This is a genomic window from Pediococcus argentinicus (assembly GCF_001437605.1).
Taxonomy (GTDB): Bacteria; Bacillota; Bacilli; order Lactobacillales; family Lactobacillaceae; genus Pediococcus; species Pediococcus argentinicus.
Genome location: NZ_JQCQ01000012.1, coordinates 17,329 through 35,025 on the forward strand (window position 1 = coordinate 17,329; position 17,697 = coordinate 35,025).

Here is a 17,697-nt window from a genome sequence, read left to right on the forward strand (position 1 = left end):
TCATTTGATTGGTGGCTTTATATTATGATTTGACTGATTTACGATCCCTTTGATCGATAACTTGATGAACGTTAAAGAAGTCTTTTAAAACCGGATCAGATTTATCTAAGTCTGATTTGATCCGGATTCCATCAACGTTGATTCGAGCATTTCGATAGAAGTTGGATCCAATTTGACCCCAAGAAGTGTGTGATGCATCAACGTTACAGAAAATATTGAAACCTTGTTGATGCATGTAATCATACTTTTGATTGCCTTTATTATAAGGAGCCACACCACCAATATCAGCACCAAACGGATCGATGAAAATATCAGTTTTACCGATAATTGGCGTGACTTCCTTTTGCCACAGTGCGTTGTCCCTTTTTATCTGTGCTAAAGGTGATTCTGTCATATTGATATGGCCCCAGGAATGGGATGCAAATGTCCAACCATCTTTTTTCATAGCTGTTGCGGTTTTGGTTGCCTTTTTAATCGCAACATTACGCTTAGCTTTATTTTTATATTCACTAGGAGAAGTACGATATCCGAGCACACCGTTGTATCCTGTTAAAGCAATTGTTCCTTTTTGTCCTTGATATGAAAAATCAGGATGATCTCTGACAAATTGATCAACGATAGGAACTAAATCGTAATTGCCAACTTGGTCTTTGCCATCATCAACGTAATGGTTTCTGATTTTCCCATTACCATCAACAAAAAGATCTTTGGCAAATCCGTCGCCTTTCATATATTCATAGTAGCTTACGTCATCTTGTGAAAGGATTAATGGCGTTTTGCCTTTTGGTAGTTTGATAGAATTCATCTTGAGTTTGCCATGGTCATTAGTAACTAGGCTTTGAATCCCAACTAAGACGTATCCATTTTGATAAAGCTGCTTCAAAATTTTATCGAATTCAGAAACAGTAACCATGTAGTCGGCATAACCCTTAGCTGATTTCGATTTGAAAGCTTTTTTAGGATTAACAATTAAACTGTGGAAAAATAAATGTCTGAATTTATCAGGTTTGTTCCAAGTAACTAATTTGTCAGATTGGTTTGAAATATATTTTTTTAACTTTGAGCTATCTTTGGTTTTTTCGTTCTTTAGTAAATGATAGGCTTGAGTGTAGTTATATTGTTGATAAGCTAATTTAGCCTGATCGAGTTTGCTAGGTTGAGATGTAGCAACTTTTTTTGAAGTTTCGGTCTGATGTTTAGTGCTTGTTTTGGAATGCTGATTTTGAACAAACCACCAACCGCCACCAATTGCGATACAAAGTGCTAATAAGCTAAAAATCCATTTTTTCATAATTGTTCCCCCATACAGTAACAGTTAAATATTAGCAGAAATCGAATGTCTTTTGAAATAAAAAAAGTTAAAACCAAAAGCGGTTTTAACTATTAATAAATCTGTTTAGAAGTAGTCAGCTAAAATAGGTTGATCAGTGACTACGATTTGATCCAGTTGTTCAGCAATTTTTTGATTAGCTTCGTTAATCGCACCAAACTTAATTTGCGAAGTGAGGGAACGGAAATTAAAGAGTGACTTTGCAAGTTGCTGGATTGTAAGTGAGTTCGCCAAGGTTTCATCTGAAATCTTGTTCAAATGAACTTGTTTGCCACTAACACTTAGTGTCCAGGTTCCTTGATTTTCTTTAATCACGTCATCTGTGATGCTAAAAGTAATTTCTTCGATATCTTTTGTTACAGGATACTTTTCCATAAACTGTTTGAAGTTAACAATTCGAGCCATCATGTAGGGATGACTTTCAACCTGAACTGGATATGGATTGGCTAGTAAATCAACCTGGTTAGTTGGATTAGCAGACTCATATCGGAAAGTTGGATAACTAGTGCCGTGCTTGGTTACGAACTGCCAGAGACTTTGGCGAGCGGATGCATTTTTTGAAACCACTTCATAAATCGTGAATGCATCTACAGAACGCTCATATAGCAAATAACCCACGGCAATATTGGCTTTGAAAGCTACTGCAATTTCACGATTAGGATATTTCTTAGTGAGGTATTCCCACCACCATTCATCACGAACTAAACCAGCTTGTTGACTGAGCTCAGACTGATTGAAAAGCTCTTTAATATGGTTGATTTGTTTTGCCAAAGAGCTTCTAACAACTGTGATTTCACTGTCACTAGCTTTGATCCGAGGTAATTTGTCAGATTCAATTGTGTAGGTTGTATGGTTGAAAACCTGTTCATATCCAAAGCGACGGTAATATTCAAAAGAGAAGGGCGCTAAGTAGGAGACATCTACTTGGTTTTTGTACATATCTTGAAGAGATGCCTTCATTAAGTTGCTGGCACCGCCTTTACCAGATGCTTCCGGAGCACTCATAACGTCACTAATTCCATTCATTTTCATTGGAGCGCCGAAGAAATTAATGTTAAATGGGATGCTCATCAAACCATTGATAATTTGATCTTGATCATCCTTAATCCCATAAGGAATTGAATGATTGAAACGATCTTGCCAGAAAGATTGGCGTTGGGCGCTATCCTTGGCATTGAAAGCATATAAATAAAGTTGATATAAAGTCTCGCGGTCAGAGCTTTTGAGAGTGAATTCAGACATTGAAATACCTCCATTAGTTAATAATATTAAGTATAACATGAATGAAAGCGGTATCTATAAATGATTTGATTGCATCTTAGCTCAAATTACGATATTATATTTAATGTTAAATAGTAATCATTACTCTTTAGGAGAAAATATGAATAAATTATTCAAATACATAACAGCATTTGGACTGATGATTTTAGTCTTGACTGGATGTTCGGCACCCAAGCAACATAACGGTAAGATTAAGGTAGTTAGCACGCTTAATTTTTACGGTGAAGTTGCCACTCAAGTTGGTGGTAAATACGTGGATGTTGATACGATTATTAAAAGCTCCAGTATGGATCCACATGAGTTCGAGCCAACTACAAACACGGCTAAGCAAGTGAGCCAAGCAGATTTGGTTATTATGAACGGTGTTGGTTATGACAGTTGGATGCTACGCTTGTTGTCAGCTACTAGCAACGTTAAGCAGATTGAAATCGCCAAGCTATTACATAAAAAAGAGGGTGCTAACCCTCATTTGTGGTACGTTCCTGAAACTATGACTAAATTGGCAGATCGGACAGCACGTGAGTATGGACAGATTCAGCCGAAGCATAAAGAATATTTTTTAAAGCAAGCTGCACTGTATAAAAAACAAATTCAAAAAGTTAATGAACAATATCGGGTTTTGAAAAAGAATGTTAAAGGTAATCGTCAGGTTGATGTGACGGAACCGGTATATAACTACACTTTAACTGCTTTGGGTTATATGGTTCACAATCCTAAATTCGCATTAGCAATGGAAAATGGAACGGAACCTGCTCCAAATCAAATTCGCAGTATGCAAAATGATATTAAACAGCATCGAATCAAATTCTTTGTGTTCAATAAGCAAACTAGTAGTCCAGTAATTAATGATTTAGTAACACTGGCTGAAAAGCATTCAGTTCCAGTTGTGAAGGTGACTGAGACTAAGCCATCAAATGAAACCTATCCAAACTGGATTTTGAATCAGCTAAAACAGGTTAAAGCTGTACAAGACGGAGGAAAATAATGACTGAAACATTGATTGCAGTACATGACGTAGAAGTTTCATTTTCTGATCAACACTTATTTCATAATTTGAGTTTTGACGTAGATCGTAAGGATTTCTTGAGTGTAATTGGTCAAAATGGGGTTGGTAAAACAACCTTGATTCGGGTGCTTTTGGATCAATTAAATCCTACCAAGGGTTATGTCAAGAAGCGCAATGGCTTACAAGTGGGCTATGTTCCTCAATTTAGAAATATCGACCAAGATTATCCATTATCGATTCGTGATTTTGTAGCCTTGAATCTACAAACTGGGAACTTTCCTTGGTTAAGCAAACGTGAAAAAGACCAGCTTGATCGCATTTTAGACGAGGCTGGGTTAACTGATATTAAAAATACACGAATGGGACGAGCTTCCGGCGGTCAAAAGCAAAAAGCATATTTGGCTCAAGCATTAGTAGATGACCCCGATTTACTCATTTTGGATGAATCGACTGCTAGTTTGGATAATGTCCGCAAGTACGAATTATTTAATTTGGTTCAGCATTTTAATCAACAACATGATTTAACTGTTATTTCGATTACACATGACTATGATTTGATGCAAAAGTACTCCAATAAGTATTTGGAATTACGAACGGATGGATATGATTCAGGTTTGGTGAAAGATTTAAGACAAAGGGAGGATCACGTCAATGTTTAGTTTTGAATTTATGCAAAATGCGTACATAGCGGGAACCTTCATTGCTATTATTTGTGGAATTATCGGAGTTTATGTGGTTGGTCGTAACATGTCATATCTATCACATATGTTGTCGGAAATTGGCTTTTCTGGTGCTTCATTCGGAATCTTTATGGGATGGCCTGCATTAAATGGTATGTTGCTTTTTACAATTATTAGTTCTGTTTTAATCGGACGGATGAGTGTGAAATCATCACGTCGGGAAAGTGCCATTTCAGCTATTTCTAGTTTATTCTTGGGGCTTGGTATTTTATTCTTAGCTATCTCAGATAAGAATGTCAGTTATGCAACCAATATTTTGTTCGGTAGCGTGATTGGAATTAGTCGGGGTGAGGTGTGGCAAGTACTGATTTTGACAGTAGTCGCATTGCTTTTCATCTTAGTGATGTATCGACCATTGAAATTTGATTCATTTGATCACGTTGGTGCTGAAGTGAAGGGAATACATACAAATTTTATTTCAGTATTGTTTCTGATTGTTTTGGCTTTAAGCGTTAGTACTGCAGCCCAAATTGTGGGATCGTTGTTGATTTTTGTTCTATTAACATTACCAGCTTCGGCCGCAAAATTTGTGTCTAGAACGGTTAGTGGTATGATTCTTTTTTCAATTGTAGCTGCCTTAATTGGCGTATGGCTTGGCTTGTATCTCGGATACTTAACTAACTGGCCAGTCAGTTTCTTCATCGCTGTTATTGAATGTATTATTTATTTCTTGGCATTGGGATGGCAGGCAATAAGGAATTAAATAGGTTTAAACGAAAGATTGCAAGTATGCTTGGGTGTGCTTGCAATCTTTTTCTTAACTGTATGATTGGTATGCACCGATAAAGTTCGGATTTTGCTACTGCTTTATGCTATTATTTAAATATAAATAATTCAGTTAGGAGATTTAATCGTGAAACTGAAACGAAGTGAACGTTTGGTAGACATGACGTATTTCATGTTGAACCATCCGCGTCAACTAGTGGCAGCACGCTACTTTGTTGAAAAGTACCAATCAGCTAAGTCCTCAATCAGTGAAGATTTAGGTATCTTAAAGAATACGATGGAAACCCAGCAGTTTGGGACACTTAAGATTACTTCTGGAGCTGCCGGTGGAGTTCAATTCTTCCCTAAAATTGGTGAAGATGAAGCACGTGAAGTAATTGAACAGCTAACTGAAGAGTTGTCTGATCCAAGTCGAAAGTTACCTGGTGGGTACCTTTACATGTCAGATTTACTTGGTGATCCCAAAACATTACGTAATGTTGGTCGGATGTTAGCAAACGAGTATGTTGATAGTGATGTACAAGCTGTGATGACGGTTGAGACCAAGGGGATTCCATTAGCGCAGGCAGTTGCTAACTATTTGGATGTTCCATTTATCATCGTACGACATGATGCACGAATTACTGAAGGATCAACCATTTCAGTTAATTACGTATCACGTTCATCTGAACAGATTAAGAAGATGGAGCTTTCAAAGCGTAGTCTTCAAAAGGATACCAACGTCTTGATTGTGGATGACTTCCTTAAAGGTGGTGGAACGATTCAAGCGATGACTGATTTGCTCAAAGAATTTGAAGCTAACATGATTGGAATTTCTGTGTTAGCAGAGGGCAATTACAATGGTGATCGTGCAATCGATAATTTCACGTCAATTTTAAAGGTTAATACAGCTAGTGCCAATGATGTATCTGTATCTGGTGGGAATTACTTGGAACGCAATTTTAAAAAATAAATATTAATAGGGGACTTAAGATAATGGATAAGAAGTTTACGATTATTTTAGCAGCTGGTCATGGAACACGGATGAAGTCAAAACTTTACAAGGTTTTGCATCCAATCGCTGGTAAAGCTATGGTCGATCATGTTTTAACGCAAGTTGAACAAACTAATATGGATGAAATTGTTACTGTTGTTGGTCACGGTGCTGAAAAAGTTGAAGAGTTACTTGGTGACCGTACTAAATATGCTTTACAAAGTGAACAACTTGGAACTGGTCATGCCGTTCTTCAAACCGAAGATCTATTAGGTGATGAAGATGGTATGACAATGATTGTTAGTGGTGATACACCTTTATTCAAAGCAAGTACTTTTGAAGAGCTTTTCGACTATCATCGTCAAAAGGGTGCTGCTGCTACGATTTTAACTGCTAATGCTGATGATCCATTTTCTTACGGTCGAATTATTCGTAACAACGTTGGTGTAGTTTCTAAAATTGTCGAACAAAAAGACGCTACTCGTGAAGAAGCTGAAATCACTGAAATTAACACTGGTGTTTACTGCTTTGATAACAAAAAATTATTTGCAGCTCTCCACCAAGTTAAGAACGATAATGCCCAAGGTGAATATTACCTTCCAGACGTAATTGGAATCATGAAGGATCAAGGCGAAATCGTTGCTGCTTATCAGATGAAAGATTTCTCTGAATCAATGGGTGTTAATGATCGTCGTGCTTTGGCTGTTGCAACTGATGTTATGAAAAAACGCATTAACGAAATGCATATGGTAAATGGTGTAACAATCGTTGATCCATCAAGTACTTACATTGATTGTGACGTTAAGATTGGTTCAGATACAGTGATTGAACCTGGTGTCCAACTTCAAGGAAATACTGTTATTGGTGGGGACGTTGTGGTTGGTGCACACTCTAAGATTGTTGACTCAACAATTGGCAATCGTGTCGTGATTACTTCTTCAACAATTGAAGAATCAATTATGCATGACGATAGTAATATCGGACCAAATAGTCATTTACGTCCAAAGAGTGAACTTGGTGAATTCGTTCATGTTGGGAACTTCTGTGAAGTTAAGAATGCTACTTTGGGAGCTCGTACAAAGATGGGACATCTTAGCTATGTTGGGGATGCAACATTAGGTACTGATATTAACATCGGTTGTGGTGTGGTATTCGTAAATTACGATGGTATTAACAAGCACCATTCAACAGTTGGTAACTACTCATTTGTTGGAAGTAATGCAAATATTGTAGCACCTGTTACTTTGGAAGATCACAGTTATGTAGCCGCTGGTTCAACAATTACAAATGATGTAAAAGAATTTGAAATGGGAATTGCTCGTGGCCGTCAGGTTAACAAAGCTGACTACTTCAAGAAGTTACCTGTTTATGAAGCTGCTAAAAAGGCTGAAGAAGAGAATAAATAAATTGTGCGAAGCCTTGCTTTTAAGGGCTTAAATGCTTATCATATTATATGGTAATAATTGAATAAAAACCTTATATCTTTGATTTTTTGGGAGGCAAACATGTCTGAACAGTATTCTGATCCAAAGTTGAAAATTTTCGCTTTGAATTCGAACAAGCCCTTGGCTGAAAAAATTGCCGAGGCAGTTGGTGTTAAGCTTGGAAAAACATCGGTTGATCGCTTTAGTGATGGAGAAATCCGCATTAATATTGAAGAAAGTATTCGTGGTGATGAAGTTTACATCATCCAATCAACTTCTGCTCCAGTAAACGATAACTTGATGGAATTATTGATTATGGTTGATGCACTACGTCGAGCTAGTGCAAGCACAATTAACATTGTGATTCCATATTATGGATATGCTCGTCAGGATCGTAAAGCACGTTCCCGCGAACCAATCACAGCTAAGTTAGTTGCCAACATGATTGAACGTGCTGGTGCAACTCGTATCATTGCGTTAGATCTTCATGCAGCTCAGATTCAAGGATTCTTTGATATTCCTCTAGATCACTTAATGGGTGCTCCATTATTAGCTGATCATTTCATCGAACGTGGATTAGACAAAGACGTTGTTGTTGTTTCACCCGATCATGGTGGTGTAACTCGTGCCCGTAAATTGGCTGAGTTCTTGAAAGCACCAATTGCCATTATCGACAAACGTCGTCCTAAAGCTAATGTTGCTGAGGTTATGAATATCATTGGTGAAGTTAAAGGCAAACGTTGTATCATGATTGACGACATGATTGATACAGCTGGTACAATCACTCTTGGTGCACAAGCATTGATGGATGCTGGTGCTACTGAAGTTTACGCAAGTTGTACTCATCCAGTTCTATCTGGCCCTGCTATTGAAAGAATTCAAAATTCTCCAATTAAGGAATTGATTGTTACTGATTCAATCAATTTACCAGATGAAAAACGGATTGATAAGATTAAACAAATCTCTGTCGGTCCATTGATTGGTGAAGCTATTCGCTTGATCCATGAAAATAAACCGGTTAGTCCACTGTTCAATAACCGCTTTAGTAAAGAACACGAATAATTATATAGAACGTTTATCCAGATATTAATTTGGACAAGCGTTCTTTTTGTTTTAAATTGTTTCTGATTGGTTTTATCGGTATACTCAAGCTAATAAAGTGAGGGAGGTAATTGTATGACTACCGAAAATAAAGTATTGAGTTCATTATCTTATTTAAGTGTCTTTTTCTTACCAGTTATTTTTCCAGTGATTGTTTTAGCTTTAACCGGAGACGAAAAGTATTCTACTTCACATCGTAATGCCTGGAGTGCGTTATGGTTGCATGTGGCTCCATGGTTATTGACTGTTATTGCAATTGGAATTGTAATGGGCGGCGTAGCAAGTATCGCAGCAAATAGTTCAGCGTGGTCAATTTTGTTATTTATCATCGCTATATGCCTATTTATCACAGCTTTGGTACTCTTCTGTTATAACATTTATCGTGGTGTAAAAGTTTTAATGTAAAAGTTAAACAAAAATGTTGCAAACGCTTACACGAGGTGTTACTATAATAAGTGAGGAAAGGAAGAAAACTTCTTCTTAACCCAAACTTCTCAATCGCCTTGGTTCTTTGATTGTGAGAACCAGTGAAAAGGCAAATCAGATTGGTTGTAGTATTACCGGCAGAGTTATGAGCGCACTAGTAAAAGTTCTGGTGTTTAAAAGCATTGTAGCTATAAAGTTATTGCGTGCGACTATTGTCGGAGAGACCATGAAGCAATCAGTGAAAAGTCAGAGTTATGAGCGTACTTGTACGAAGGTTCTGATGTTTAAAAGCATCGATGCTTTAAAGTTATTACGTGCAACTATTGACAAGGTTTTAATAATCAAGATTTAACAGTAATGTTCTAGTCAGTGTGCATTGAAAATAAGTAGGTGTTGCCGATGACAACAGAAGTGGTCTGACGAAGAAAAGTCAGACGTAAAATTTAAGTGATTTATCAGGTAGTATGTATCAAAATACAAGAGTTCATTGGAGGCTAAGTTATTTCAAATAACGCATTAATGTTTTCAAAGACCGTTTATATTCACCGTTAGCCTGTGTTTAGTGTATTTAATCGTTTAGACAACTAAGCGACATACAACAGCAGATGTGATAATAGAGATTTACAGGTAGGTTAGAATCACGACGGCAAGGACAATTGAATAAAAGAAAGATTTTGAAGGTGTAATTCATCAAGAATTTCTATAAAGAGATGTTCGTTGAGATGAAGGACCTTTCCTCATAAAGGGATTCAAGTTCGAGAAGACTTGAATCCTATTTTTATGCAGTGGAAAAGTACCATATTGGTAAACCTCTTATCATAGGATATATTAGTAGAGTAAACTGTATATAACGATTTTAATAGGGGTTAAACAATGAAACGATACGATAAAACACCCATTCAAGAATGGGCAGAACATCCACTTAAAACAACAAAATTTGTAATCATGTTTAATAAGTATGGTTGGATTGGAATTATTCTAATCATCATATCTTTAACAGCAACTATTTTTCAAATGCATTCGACTTTTATAACAATCATCAATGTGATTATTGGTACTCTAGCAGTTTTGGATCTAGGTTTGATGCTTTATGAAGTTATCACTCGTGCTCGAATGAATAGAAAAGCAAAAAAATAAAGTTCAACTTCATCAGAAGTTGAACTTTTTTAATAGATAATATTATTTTAAGTTCGCTGGTCGAGAGTATCCAACTGCATGCCACCAAGGAGCACTTACTGATTCAAGGACTACACCACGATTTTGAGCGTTGATCATCAAACCTTTACCAACATAGATACCAACGTGAGAAATAGAACGTTTGCTACCGCCGAAGAATACTAGATCTCCAGGTTTACGGTTTTGAACTGATACTTTTTTAAATGATTGATATTGTGATTGAGCAGTTCTTGGAAGATTCTTTTTAACTGACTTTTTATAAATGTACTTTGTGTAACCTGAGCAATCAAAACAGTTAGGACCCACAGCACCATAAGAGTAATGTGCGTGAAGTTTGCTCTTAGCAGTTTTATAAAGTTTTGAATATGTTGGCTTGCTTGCTGCAAAAACCTGATTGCTTTTATTTGAACTAACAAAGACAACTGCAAAGGCAGCAACTAGTAGGACAACGTATTTGATCGCTTTTTTCATTTATTAAGTACTCCTCCGAAAAGTTAATACATAATACAATACGCGATTAACATTACAGAGAAATAACACTGAGATTTCAAAATATTAAGCCGGTCATGAAGAATGTTACATGAACAGTGAGATTGTATAGAAAAACGACACTAAATTTAATTTAGTGTCGTTTGTTAATTATGCTTGTTTTTCAGCAGCTGGCTTTTTACGTGCTTTCAATTGAGCTTTTAAGTTCTCAATATCGTCTGCATGCTTTTCTTGCCATTCTTTATAAGGAAAACTTGGATCATTATCACTAAGCTTTAAACCAGATTCGAGCCAGAAAACTGCTTCAGATAAACTACCGAAGTTCTTAAACCACAATGTATGACCATTGTCAGAATCAAAGGCTACATAAGAACGGAACTTCTTAGTTAAGTAGGTATGTTTACGAATCTTAAATGCTTTTCGTTGGCGAGTTAACTTATAGTCAGGCAAAATGTAATGTCCTGGATTTGATAAAACAGGGACATTATCTTGTTTCTGACTTTTAAACTCCACAATCATTTCTTTTGCGGTAGGCTGGTCGATTAATTCAACGTTAAATTTACTCATGGCAGTGCCTCCTAATAGGAACTCTATGTCTTTATTTTACCATAAATGCTGTAAATTATTTAAGCTATAAGTAAATTCAGTTGGTTGTAGAAAGGCTAATCGTATTATATAATTGTCTGCGCGCAATTATTAAAAATTTATAAAGTATGGGAGAGATAATATTATGCGTAAATATATTTCTGAAATTATCGGTACATTTGTACTTGTTTTCGTTGGTACAGCTACTGTAACTATCGCAAAAGGTGACGTACTTGCTATTGGTTTAGCATTTGGATTGGCTGTAACTATTATGGCTTACTCTGTTGGTGCTATTTCAGGCGGACACTTCAACCCAGCTGTTACATTAGGTATGTTTATCAACAAGCGTATCTCAGCAACTGACGCTATCTACTATGTAATTTCACAATTTGTTGGTGCAATTCTTGCTTCAGCAACTGTTAAATTCTTATTAGGTGCTATGGGTGCTTCTACTGCTAACCTTGGTCAAACAGACTTTCCAAAGATTTCTGCTGGTGCAGCATTCTTCGTTGAAACTTTGATCACATTCTTGTTCGTTCTTGTTATTTTACTTGTTACAAGCAAGAAATTTGGTAACAGTAACTTTGCTGGTTTGATCATTGGTTTAACTCTTGGCTTCATGATTATTGTTGCTTTGAACTTAACTGGTGGTTCATTAAACCCTGCACGTAGTTTTGGTCCTGACATTCTTGTTGGTGGCACAGCTCTTGCACATTACTGGGTATACTTGATTGCACCACTTGTTGGTTCAGCAATCGCAGCTTACGTTGCTAAATACCTTGGTAGCGAAGAAGCTTAATTAAAAAGCAGAGCGTGAGTAGCCTTGGGTTACTTAAAAATAGGCATCATTCCTTAATGGGAATGATGCCTATTTTTTATTCGTATTATATTAATGGGTTTTCTTTATTAATTATTTGCTGAAACGCGTTCACCAAACCAATCATTTCCGTCCAACTACAAAACGACCAATATTGAAAAACACAATATCGGTCGTTCTGCTGTTGGTACTCAATGATTAAACAGTTTGTCTCACACTCTACCTTTTTCTACGTTTCTCCCGCTTATTCAACCGTTCCTGAAGTCGATCTACTTTATTATTCAACATATCGATTTTTTTAATGAGAGTGTTAATATCGGCTTCCTGAAGGTCTGAACTTTCAGAAGTGAAGAATCCAACAATTGTACTAGTTAACAAACCAATAAAGCCGACGCCCCCGATCATTAGGAAAGAGGCGATTACTTTTCCGATGTTGGTCTTTGGAGAGATATCACCATAACCAACAGTTGAGGCAGTGGTGATGGCCCACCAAATCGCATTTGGTAATGAAATGTTTTCCACTATGGAATATAGTAAAGCAGTTAAGACAACCACTGTGACACTGGCTGTGAACAAACTTAGGAAACCACTATTATAAATAAAGAGATGTAAAGTTTTAGAAAATTTACCATCAAGTCCTAACACCCATAACAAATGATGTTTCCTGATAATTCGAACGATTCGCGTAATTCGAAAGACTGCAAAAACCGGATGGAGCGGTACCAGTGATAATAAATCGAACATAGTACTTAATAAGAATTGACGTTTATTTTTGGCAATCGCTAATCGAGCAAAGTAGTCTATCACGAAAATAATTAGAAACACATTTAGAAGCGGATTCCATGGGCTAGTGGTTAGATTGATAGACGTTGTGAAGAATGATAAGATTACGATTCCTGCTGATAAAATTGCGAGGATTCCGATGAAGGCGTCGTAACAATCTTCTAGTAAACTATATTTTTTAGAGTTATTCATTTTATTCATTCCTGACGAGTATTGATAAATCTATTTTATGCTTTTTTGCTTAAGTGTAAATAGCACGTTATTATGGAAGATAAATAAATTAAATAATAAAGGTGAAAACATGAAAAAGATTTTAGCATTGCATACTGGTGGGACAATTTCGATGTCCGCTAGTAATGGCGAAGTTCATACAAATGAGGAGAATCCACTCCTGGATAGTCAATTTATTAATGACAATATTGAGTTAACTAATGAAGTGATTTTAAATAAACCATCTGAGCATATTACACCTGAAGATATGTTGGTTATTAAGAAAAAACTACAAGAAGTTGAACGTGAAGGTATCTATGATGGGATTGTAGTTACTCATGGAACCGATACGTTGGAAGAAACAGCTTATTTCTTAGATCTAACCGTGCCAAATAAAATCCCCATCGTTGTGACAGGCGCAATGCGTTCTTCTAATGAATTAGGATCAGATGGTGTTTATAATTTCCAAAGTGCGGTTTTAACAGCTGCTTCCGATGAGGCTGCTGATAAGGGTGTCCTTGTGGTTATGAATGATGAAATCCATACGGCCCGTTATGTAACTAAAACACACACAACCAATGTAAATACGTTCAGAACACCGACATTTGGTCCAATCGGAATGGTTTATAAACGTGATATTAGATTCTTCCAGGCACTCATTAAACAACAGGCTTGTGATATTCAAAGCCTTAAGGACGGTGTTTATTTAGTTAAAGCTTATGCAGGGATGCCAGCAATTATTTTTGAGGCACTTAATCGTCCTGATACAAAAGGTGTGGTGATTGAAGGCCTTGGAGCCGGTAATTTGCCAGTTGAAGTAGTTGAGCCAATCCAAGTGTTAATTGATCGTGACGTTCCGGTAGTAATGGTTTCACGCTGTTATAACGGAGTAGCTGAACCAATTTATGATTATATTGGTGGCGGGATTGATTTGGAACGAATGGGAGTTATTTTCTGTCAGGGGTTAAATGGACCCAAAGCGCGTTTAAAATTACAAATTGCAGTTAGTGGAAACATGAGTGATGAACATTTGGCTAAGTACATGCAAGATGCAGTGTCTTAGGCGAGTTAAAGTGTATAATGGCACTAATAATTATTGAAGGTGGGATATAAATGGCAAGTAGTTTAAAAGATGATTTCTATGATGCAATTAATGGCGAATGGATTGAACAAGCTGAAATTCCAGCGGATCATTCATCAACTGGTGGATTTATGGATTTAGTTGATGATGGTGATAAACAATTAATGAAAGACTTTGCTGAAATGCGTGATGGCAAGGTTGAACCTAATACTTCAGAATTGGCTGAATTTATAAAGTTCTATAATTTAGCTGCTGATTTTAAGAAACGGGATGCTGATGGGGTCGCACCGTTAAAACCATATTTGGATAAAATTGAAAACTTACACAGTTTTGCTGATATTAATGCTAATGCCAAGGATTTAGTGATGAACGGCATTGAACTACCCGTAGATTTAGGTGTTGAGCCTGATTTGAAGGGTCATGAAGGTAAGAAGTTAAATGTCCTCTGGGCTGGTGGCGTTAGTTTATTTCTTCCAGACAAGACATATTACGATAAAGATAATCCCGCTGGACCACAGTTAATGGCAGTTTTGAGTCAAATGGTTGAAGAGCTATTACAAAAAGTGGGTAAGACAGCTGAAGAAGCTCACACCATCATGGAAGGTGCTAAACGGTTTGATGCTAGTTTAGCTCCATTCCGTAAAAACTCAGAAGAGTTGAGTGATGTTGCGAAATTATATAATCCACAATCATTTAGTGACTTTGCAAAATCAATTAAAGAAATCGATGTAACAAGTTTAATCAAAGATTTGATTGGCACTGTTCCAGATCAAATTATTGTTACGGAACCTAAGTTTTATGAACACTACAACGAACTAGTTACTGCCGATAACTTTGAAGACATTAAGAGCTGGATGTTAGTTGATTTAGTTCGTTCACTTGCACCATACTTAAGTGAAGAAATGCGTCAATTGGGTGGCACATATAATCGTGCACTTTCTGGTCAAAAAGAAGCAATGCCTCAAGAAAAGAGTGCTTTCTATCTTTCACGGAGCACATTCAGCCAAGTAGTCGGTGAGTTCTATGGTCACAAATACTTTGGCGAAGAGGCTAAGCAAGATGTTCATGACATGGTTGTTTCAATGATCAAGGTTTATGAACGTCGTTTAGCTAACAATGATTGGTTAGGTCAAGCTACTAAGGATAAGGCTATTAAGAAATTAAACGCCTTACAAATTTTAGTAGGTTATCCTGATCAACTTAAACCAGTTTATAAGAAATTGAAGACTAAAACCGCTGAAGAAAATGGCAGCTTAGTTGAAAACGTCCAAGCATTCTCAACTATTTTCTTAGAAGATAATTTAGCTAAGTTTGGTAAGGAAGTTGATCGCAGTGAATGGCATATGAGTGCTGATACTGTGAATGCCTACTATTCACCTGAAGGAAACTTAATCTGTTTCCCAGCAGCTATTTTACAAGCACCATTCTACAGCTTAAAACAATCAGCTAGTCAAAATTACGGTGGAATCGGAGCAGTTATTGCTCATGAAATTTCACATGCTTTTGATCCAAATGGAGCCTTATTTGATGAATTAGGTAACTTGGATAACTGGTGGACAGAAGATGACTTGAATCATTTCCACGAACTTTCTGAAGCAATGGTAAAAGAGTTTGATGGTTTGCCATTTGCTGGTGGTAAAGTGAATGGCAAATTAGTTGTGACAGAAAATGTTGCGGATGATGGTGGCTTGAGCTGTGCTCTTGAAGCAACTAAAGCAACATCTGATGCTGACTTAAGAGCCTTCTTTACAAACTGGGCAACTATTTGGCGCACCAAGGCTACAAAGGAGCGTGAGCAACTATTGTTATCAATTGATGTTCATTCACCCGCCAAGTTACGTGCCAATGTTCAAGTACAAAATTTTGAAGAATTCTATCAAACCTTCGATGTTCATGAAGGTGATGGAATGTACAAGAAGCCAGAGGATCGTGTTCAAATCTGGTAGTAAGCAAAAAGAGCTTAACTGAGATTATTCTCAGTTAAGCTCTTTTTTGTTTTCGAATAAGAAGAAACATGCAATTCCAGAAATAATAAATAATGAAGCGGATGTGATTACGACATTTTGCATACCAAAGTAGTATGCGTGAATTACTGCTGTTTGAACTGCATCAAAAACAGGTAAGTGATGTAATTGCATTGCTCTTGGACTGTTGAGAACTGCAAGGCCAGAGAATGGCCCGGCTGCAAATAATCCTTTCGATAAACCGGTTAATGCAGCAGAAGGTAATCCTTTAATACTGCTTAATCCACTAGTGATATGGCTGTGGTAAGAGCTTGTAAGAGCCAACCCTAAGAATACAACACCAAAGCTAGAGCCAAATTGACGGAAGACATTTACAACACCTGAAGCCATTCCGATGTGACGTGGTTCAACCGAACTAACAGCTGCATTGGAAATCGAAGGATTGATTAGAGCGTTTGAAATTCCGAACATAATGAAGGCGGGGATGAGTACCTCCCAAGTCCCACTAAATCCGAGCATCAAACGAATTGAAATCATTCCGATTCCGGCAAGAATCAAACTACCACTAATCATATATTTGGGTTTGATTTTGCCACTTAACATACCAGCAACAGGACCTAATACAAGTGAGAAGACACTAATTAAAAGTTGACGAAGTCCAGTTTGAAGAGCGGTATACTGCATATAATTTTGCATTAAAATTGTTAAATAAGTGTAGAAGGCGTAAAGACTGCCACCTAAAGCAAAGGATGATACACAAGCTCCAATGAAACCACGGCTAGTGAAAATGTGTAGATCAATCATTGGATTCTTGAGATGAAGCTCAAGTAGAATAAATCCAATCAGTAAAACAATTCCACTAATAATAAGAGTAGATACGTGCCAGTTAAACCAAGTGTAATCATAGTGACTTTCTTTTTGAATCAAACCGAATACAAGACAGAAGACCATTACGGTTGAAATGATCATACCTAATAAATCGATTCGACCATTTTTAATTTTAGGACTTTCGGCGATAAAAATAGCAGCCATGATAAATGCAAGAATACCGATTGGTACGTTAACTATGAAAATTGCACGCCAGCTAAATGCTTGAACTAGAATTCCACCAACCAGAGGACCAAGAGCAGTCGATAAACCAGCAACACTACCCCATATTCCAAGAGCTAATCCACGTGATTTATCAGTAAAGGTGGAGGCTACAATGCTCATTGATAAACTCATTAAGCCTGAACCACCAATTGCTTGAATTCCACGGAAAATGATTAATCCCCAAATACCGGTAGTCATACTACAAGCTAGAGATCCAAGAGTAAAGATTGATAGAGTAACCTCAAACATGAATTTCCGTCCCCAGATGTCGCCTAGTTTTGAAACTAGTAATAACATCACAGCGTAGACAAGAGTATAGGCATTAATAATCCATTGAAGGTTGGAAAATGATGCTCCGAAATCCTTTTGAATTGATGGGAGTGCCACGTTTACGACGGTGACATCTAGTAGTGACATGAAAACACCTAAACATACTGCGACTAAAACCCACCATTTTTTGTTATTTGTATTTGGTTTCATTTGTTGTTCCATA

Annotated in this window: 17 protein-coding genes; 11 read left to right on the forward strand and 6 right to left on the reverse strand. The window is 36.9% G+C overall.

What is annotated here, in order from left to right; genetic code table 11:
- Nucleotides 1-22 precede the first annotated feature (22 nt).
- Both IV88_RS04165 and IV88_RS04170 read right to left on the reverse strand, forming a co-directional pair.
- Complete coding sequence (locus IV88_RS04165; RefSeq protein WP_057799084.1) at nt 23-1,291, reverse strand: polysaccharide deacetylase family protein; 1,269 nt, start codon at nt 1,289-1,291, stop codon at nt 23-25.
- A 105-nt stretch (nt 1,292-1,396) separates the two neighbouring features.
- Nucleotides 1,397-2,572, reverse strand: coding sequence for a GNAT family N-acetyltransferase (locus IV88_RS04170; protein ID WP_057799086.1), 1,176 nt, complete (start codon nt 2,570-2,572; stop codon nt 1,397-1,399).
- Nucleotides 2,573-2,711: 139 nt separating this feature from the next.
- On the opposite strand from IV88_RS04170, the gene IV88_RS04175 reads away from it, so the two are divergent.
- The 8 genes from IV88_RS04175 to IV88_RS04210 all read left to right on the forward strand — a co-directional run bounded on the left by IV88_RS04175 (nt 2,712) and on the right by IV88_RS04210 (nt 10,144).
- On the forward strand, nt 2,712-3,596 hold the full coding sequence (locus tag IV88_RS04175; RefSeq protein WP_057799088.1) for a metal ABC transporter solute-binding protein, Zn/Mn family: 885 nt from the start codon (nt 2,712-2,714) through the stop codon (nt 3,594-3,596).
- Nucleotides 3,596-4,276 carry a metal ABC transporter ATP-binding protein gene (locus tag IV88_RS04180; protein WP_057799090.1) on the forward strand — a complete coding sequence of 227 codons (681 nt, stop codon included), beginning with the start codon at nt 3,596-3,598 and terminating at the stop codon, nt 4,274-4,276. The genes IV88_RS04175 and IV88_RS04180 overlap by 1 nt, the downstream gene beginning before the upstream one ends.
- A complete protein-coding gene (locus tag IV88_RS04185; RefSeq protein WP_057799091.1) occupies nt 4,269-5,060 on the forward strand; it encodes a metal ABC transporter permease in 792 nt (263 codons plus the stop codon). The genes IV88_RS04180 and IV88_RS04185 overlap by 8 nt, the downstream gene beginning before the upstream one ends.
- A gap of 150 nt (nt 5,061-5,210) precedes the next feature.
- The gene (gene purR, locus IV88_RS04190) at nt 5,211-6,035 is read left to right on the forward strand and encodes a pur operon repressor (RefSeq protein ID WP_057799093.1); all 825 of its coding nucleotides are present in this window, start codon (nt 5,211-5,213) and stop codon (nt 6,033-6,035) included.
- 23 nt (nt 6,036-6,058) lie between these two features.
- Nucleotides 6,059-7,462 (forward strand): bifunctional UDP-N-acetylglucosamine diphosphorylase/glucosamine-1-phosphate N-acetyltransferase GlmU, encoded by a 1,404-nt coding sequence (glmU, locus tag IV88_RS04195; RefSeq protein ID WP_057799095.1) that lies wholly within the window; start codon nt 6,059-6,061, stop codon nt 7,460-7,462.
- A 99-nt stretch (nt 7,463-7,561) separates the two neighbouring features.
- Nucleotides 7,562-8,542 (forward strand): ribose-phosphate diphosphokinase, encoded by a 981-nt coding sequence (locus tag IV88_RS04200; protein WP_057799096.1) that lies wholly within the window; start codon nt 7,562-7,564, stop codon nt 8,540-8,542.
- A gap of 114 nt (nt 8,543-8,656) precedes the next feature.
- Entirely contained in the window at nt 8,657-8,986 is a 330-nt protein-coding gene (locus IV88_RS04205; RefSeq protein WP_057799098.1) for a hypothetical protein, read from the forward strand.
- 894 nt (nt 8,987-9,880) lie between these two features.
- Nucleotides 9,881-10,144, forward strand: coding sequence for a hypothetical protein (locus tag IV88_RS04210; protein WP_057799100.1), 264 nt, complete (start codon nt 9,881-9,883; stop codon nt 10,142-10,144).
- A 42-nt stretch (nt 10,145-10,186) separates the two neighbouring features.
- Here IV88_RS04210 and IV88_RS04215 read toward each other — a convergent pair whose 3' ends face one another.
- Complete coding sequence (locus tag IV88_RS04215) at nt 10,187-10,654, reverse strand: C40 family peptidase (RefSeq protein ID WP_057799102.1); 468 nt, start codon at nt 10,652-10,654, stop codon at nt 10,187-10,189.
- A 168-nt stretch (nt 10,655-10,822) separates the two neighbouring features.
- The gene (locus IV88_RS04220; RefSeq protein WP_057799104.1) at nt 10,823-11,239 is read right to left on the reverse strand and encodes a hypothetical protein; all 417 of its coding nucleotides are present in this window, start codon (nt 11,237-11,239) and stop codon (nt 10,823-10,825) included.
- A 163-nt stretch (nt 11,240-11,402) separates the two neighbouring features.
- Here IV88_RS04220 and IV88_RS04225 point away from each other — a divergent pair, with 163 nt between their 5' ends.
- Nucleotides 11,403-12,056, forward strand: a complete 654-nt coding sequence (locus tag IV88_RS04225) for an MIP/aquaporin family protein (RefSeq protein ID WP_057799106.1) — start codon at nt 11,403-11,405, stop codon at nt 12,054-12,056.
- 237 nt (nt 12,057-12,293) lie between these two features.
- Here IV88_RS04225 and IV88_RS04230 read toward each other — a convergent pair whose 3' ends face one another.
- Nucleotides 12,294-13,049: a potassium channel family protein gene (locus IV88_RS04230; RefSeq protein ID WP_057799109.1), complete on the reverse strand. Its 756-nt coding sequence runs from the start codon at nt 13,047-13,049 to the stop codon at nt 12,294-12,296.
- A gap of 109 nt (nt 13,050-13,158) precedes the next feature.
- Here IV88_RS04230 and IV88_RS04235 point away from each other — a divergent pair, with 109 nt between their 5' ends.
- Entirely contained in the window at nt 13,159-14,130 is a 972-nt protein-coding gene (locus IV88_RS04235; protein WP_057799111.1) for an asparaginase, read from the forward strand.
- Nucleotides 14,131-14,180: 50 nt separating this feature from the next.
- A complete protein-coding gene (locus tag IV88_RS04240; RefSeq protein ID WP_057799113.1) occupies nt 14,181-16,094 on the forward strand; it encodes a M13 family metallopeptidase in 1,914 nt (637 codons plus the stop codon).
- A 30-nt stretch (nt 16,095-16,124) separates the two neighbouring features.
- On the opposite strand, the gene IV88_RS04245 is transcribed toward IV88_RS04240, so the two are convergent.
- Entirely contained in the window at nt 16,125-17,696 is a 1,572-nt protein-coding gene (locus tag IV88_RS04245; protein WP_236698600.1) for an MFS transporter, read from the reverse strand.
- Between the last annotated feature and the right edge of the window lies 1 nt (nt 17,697).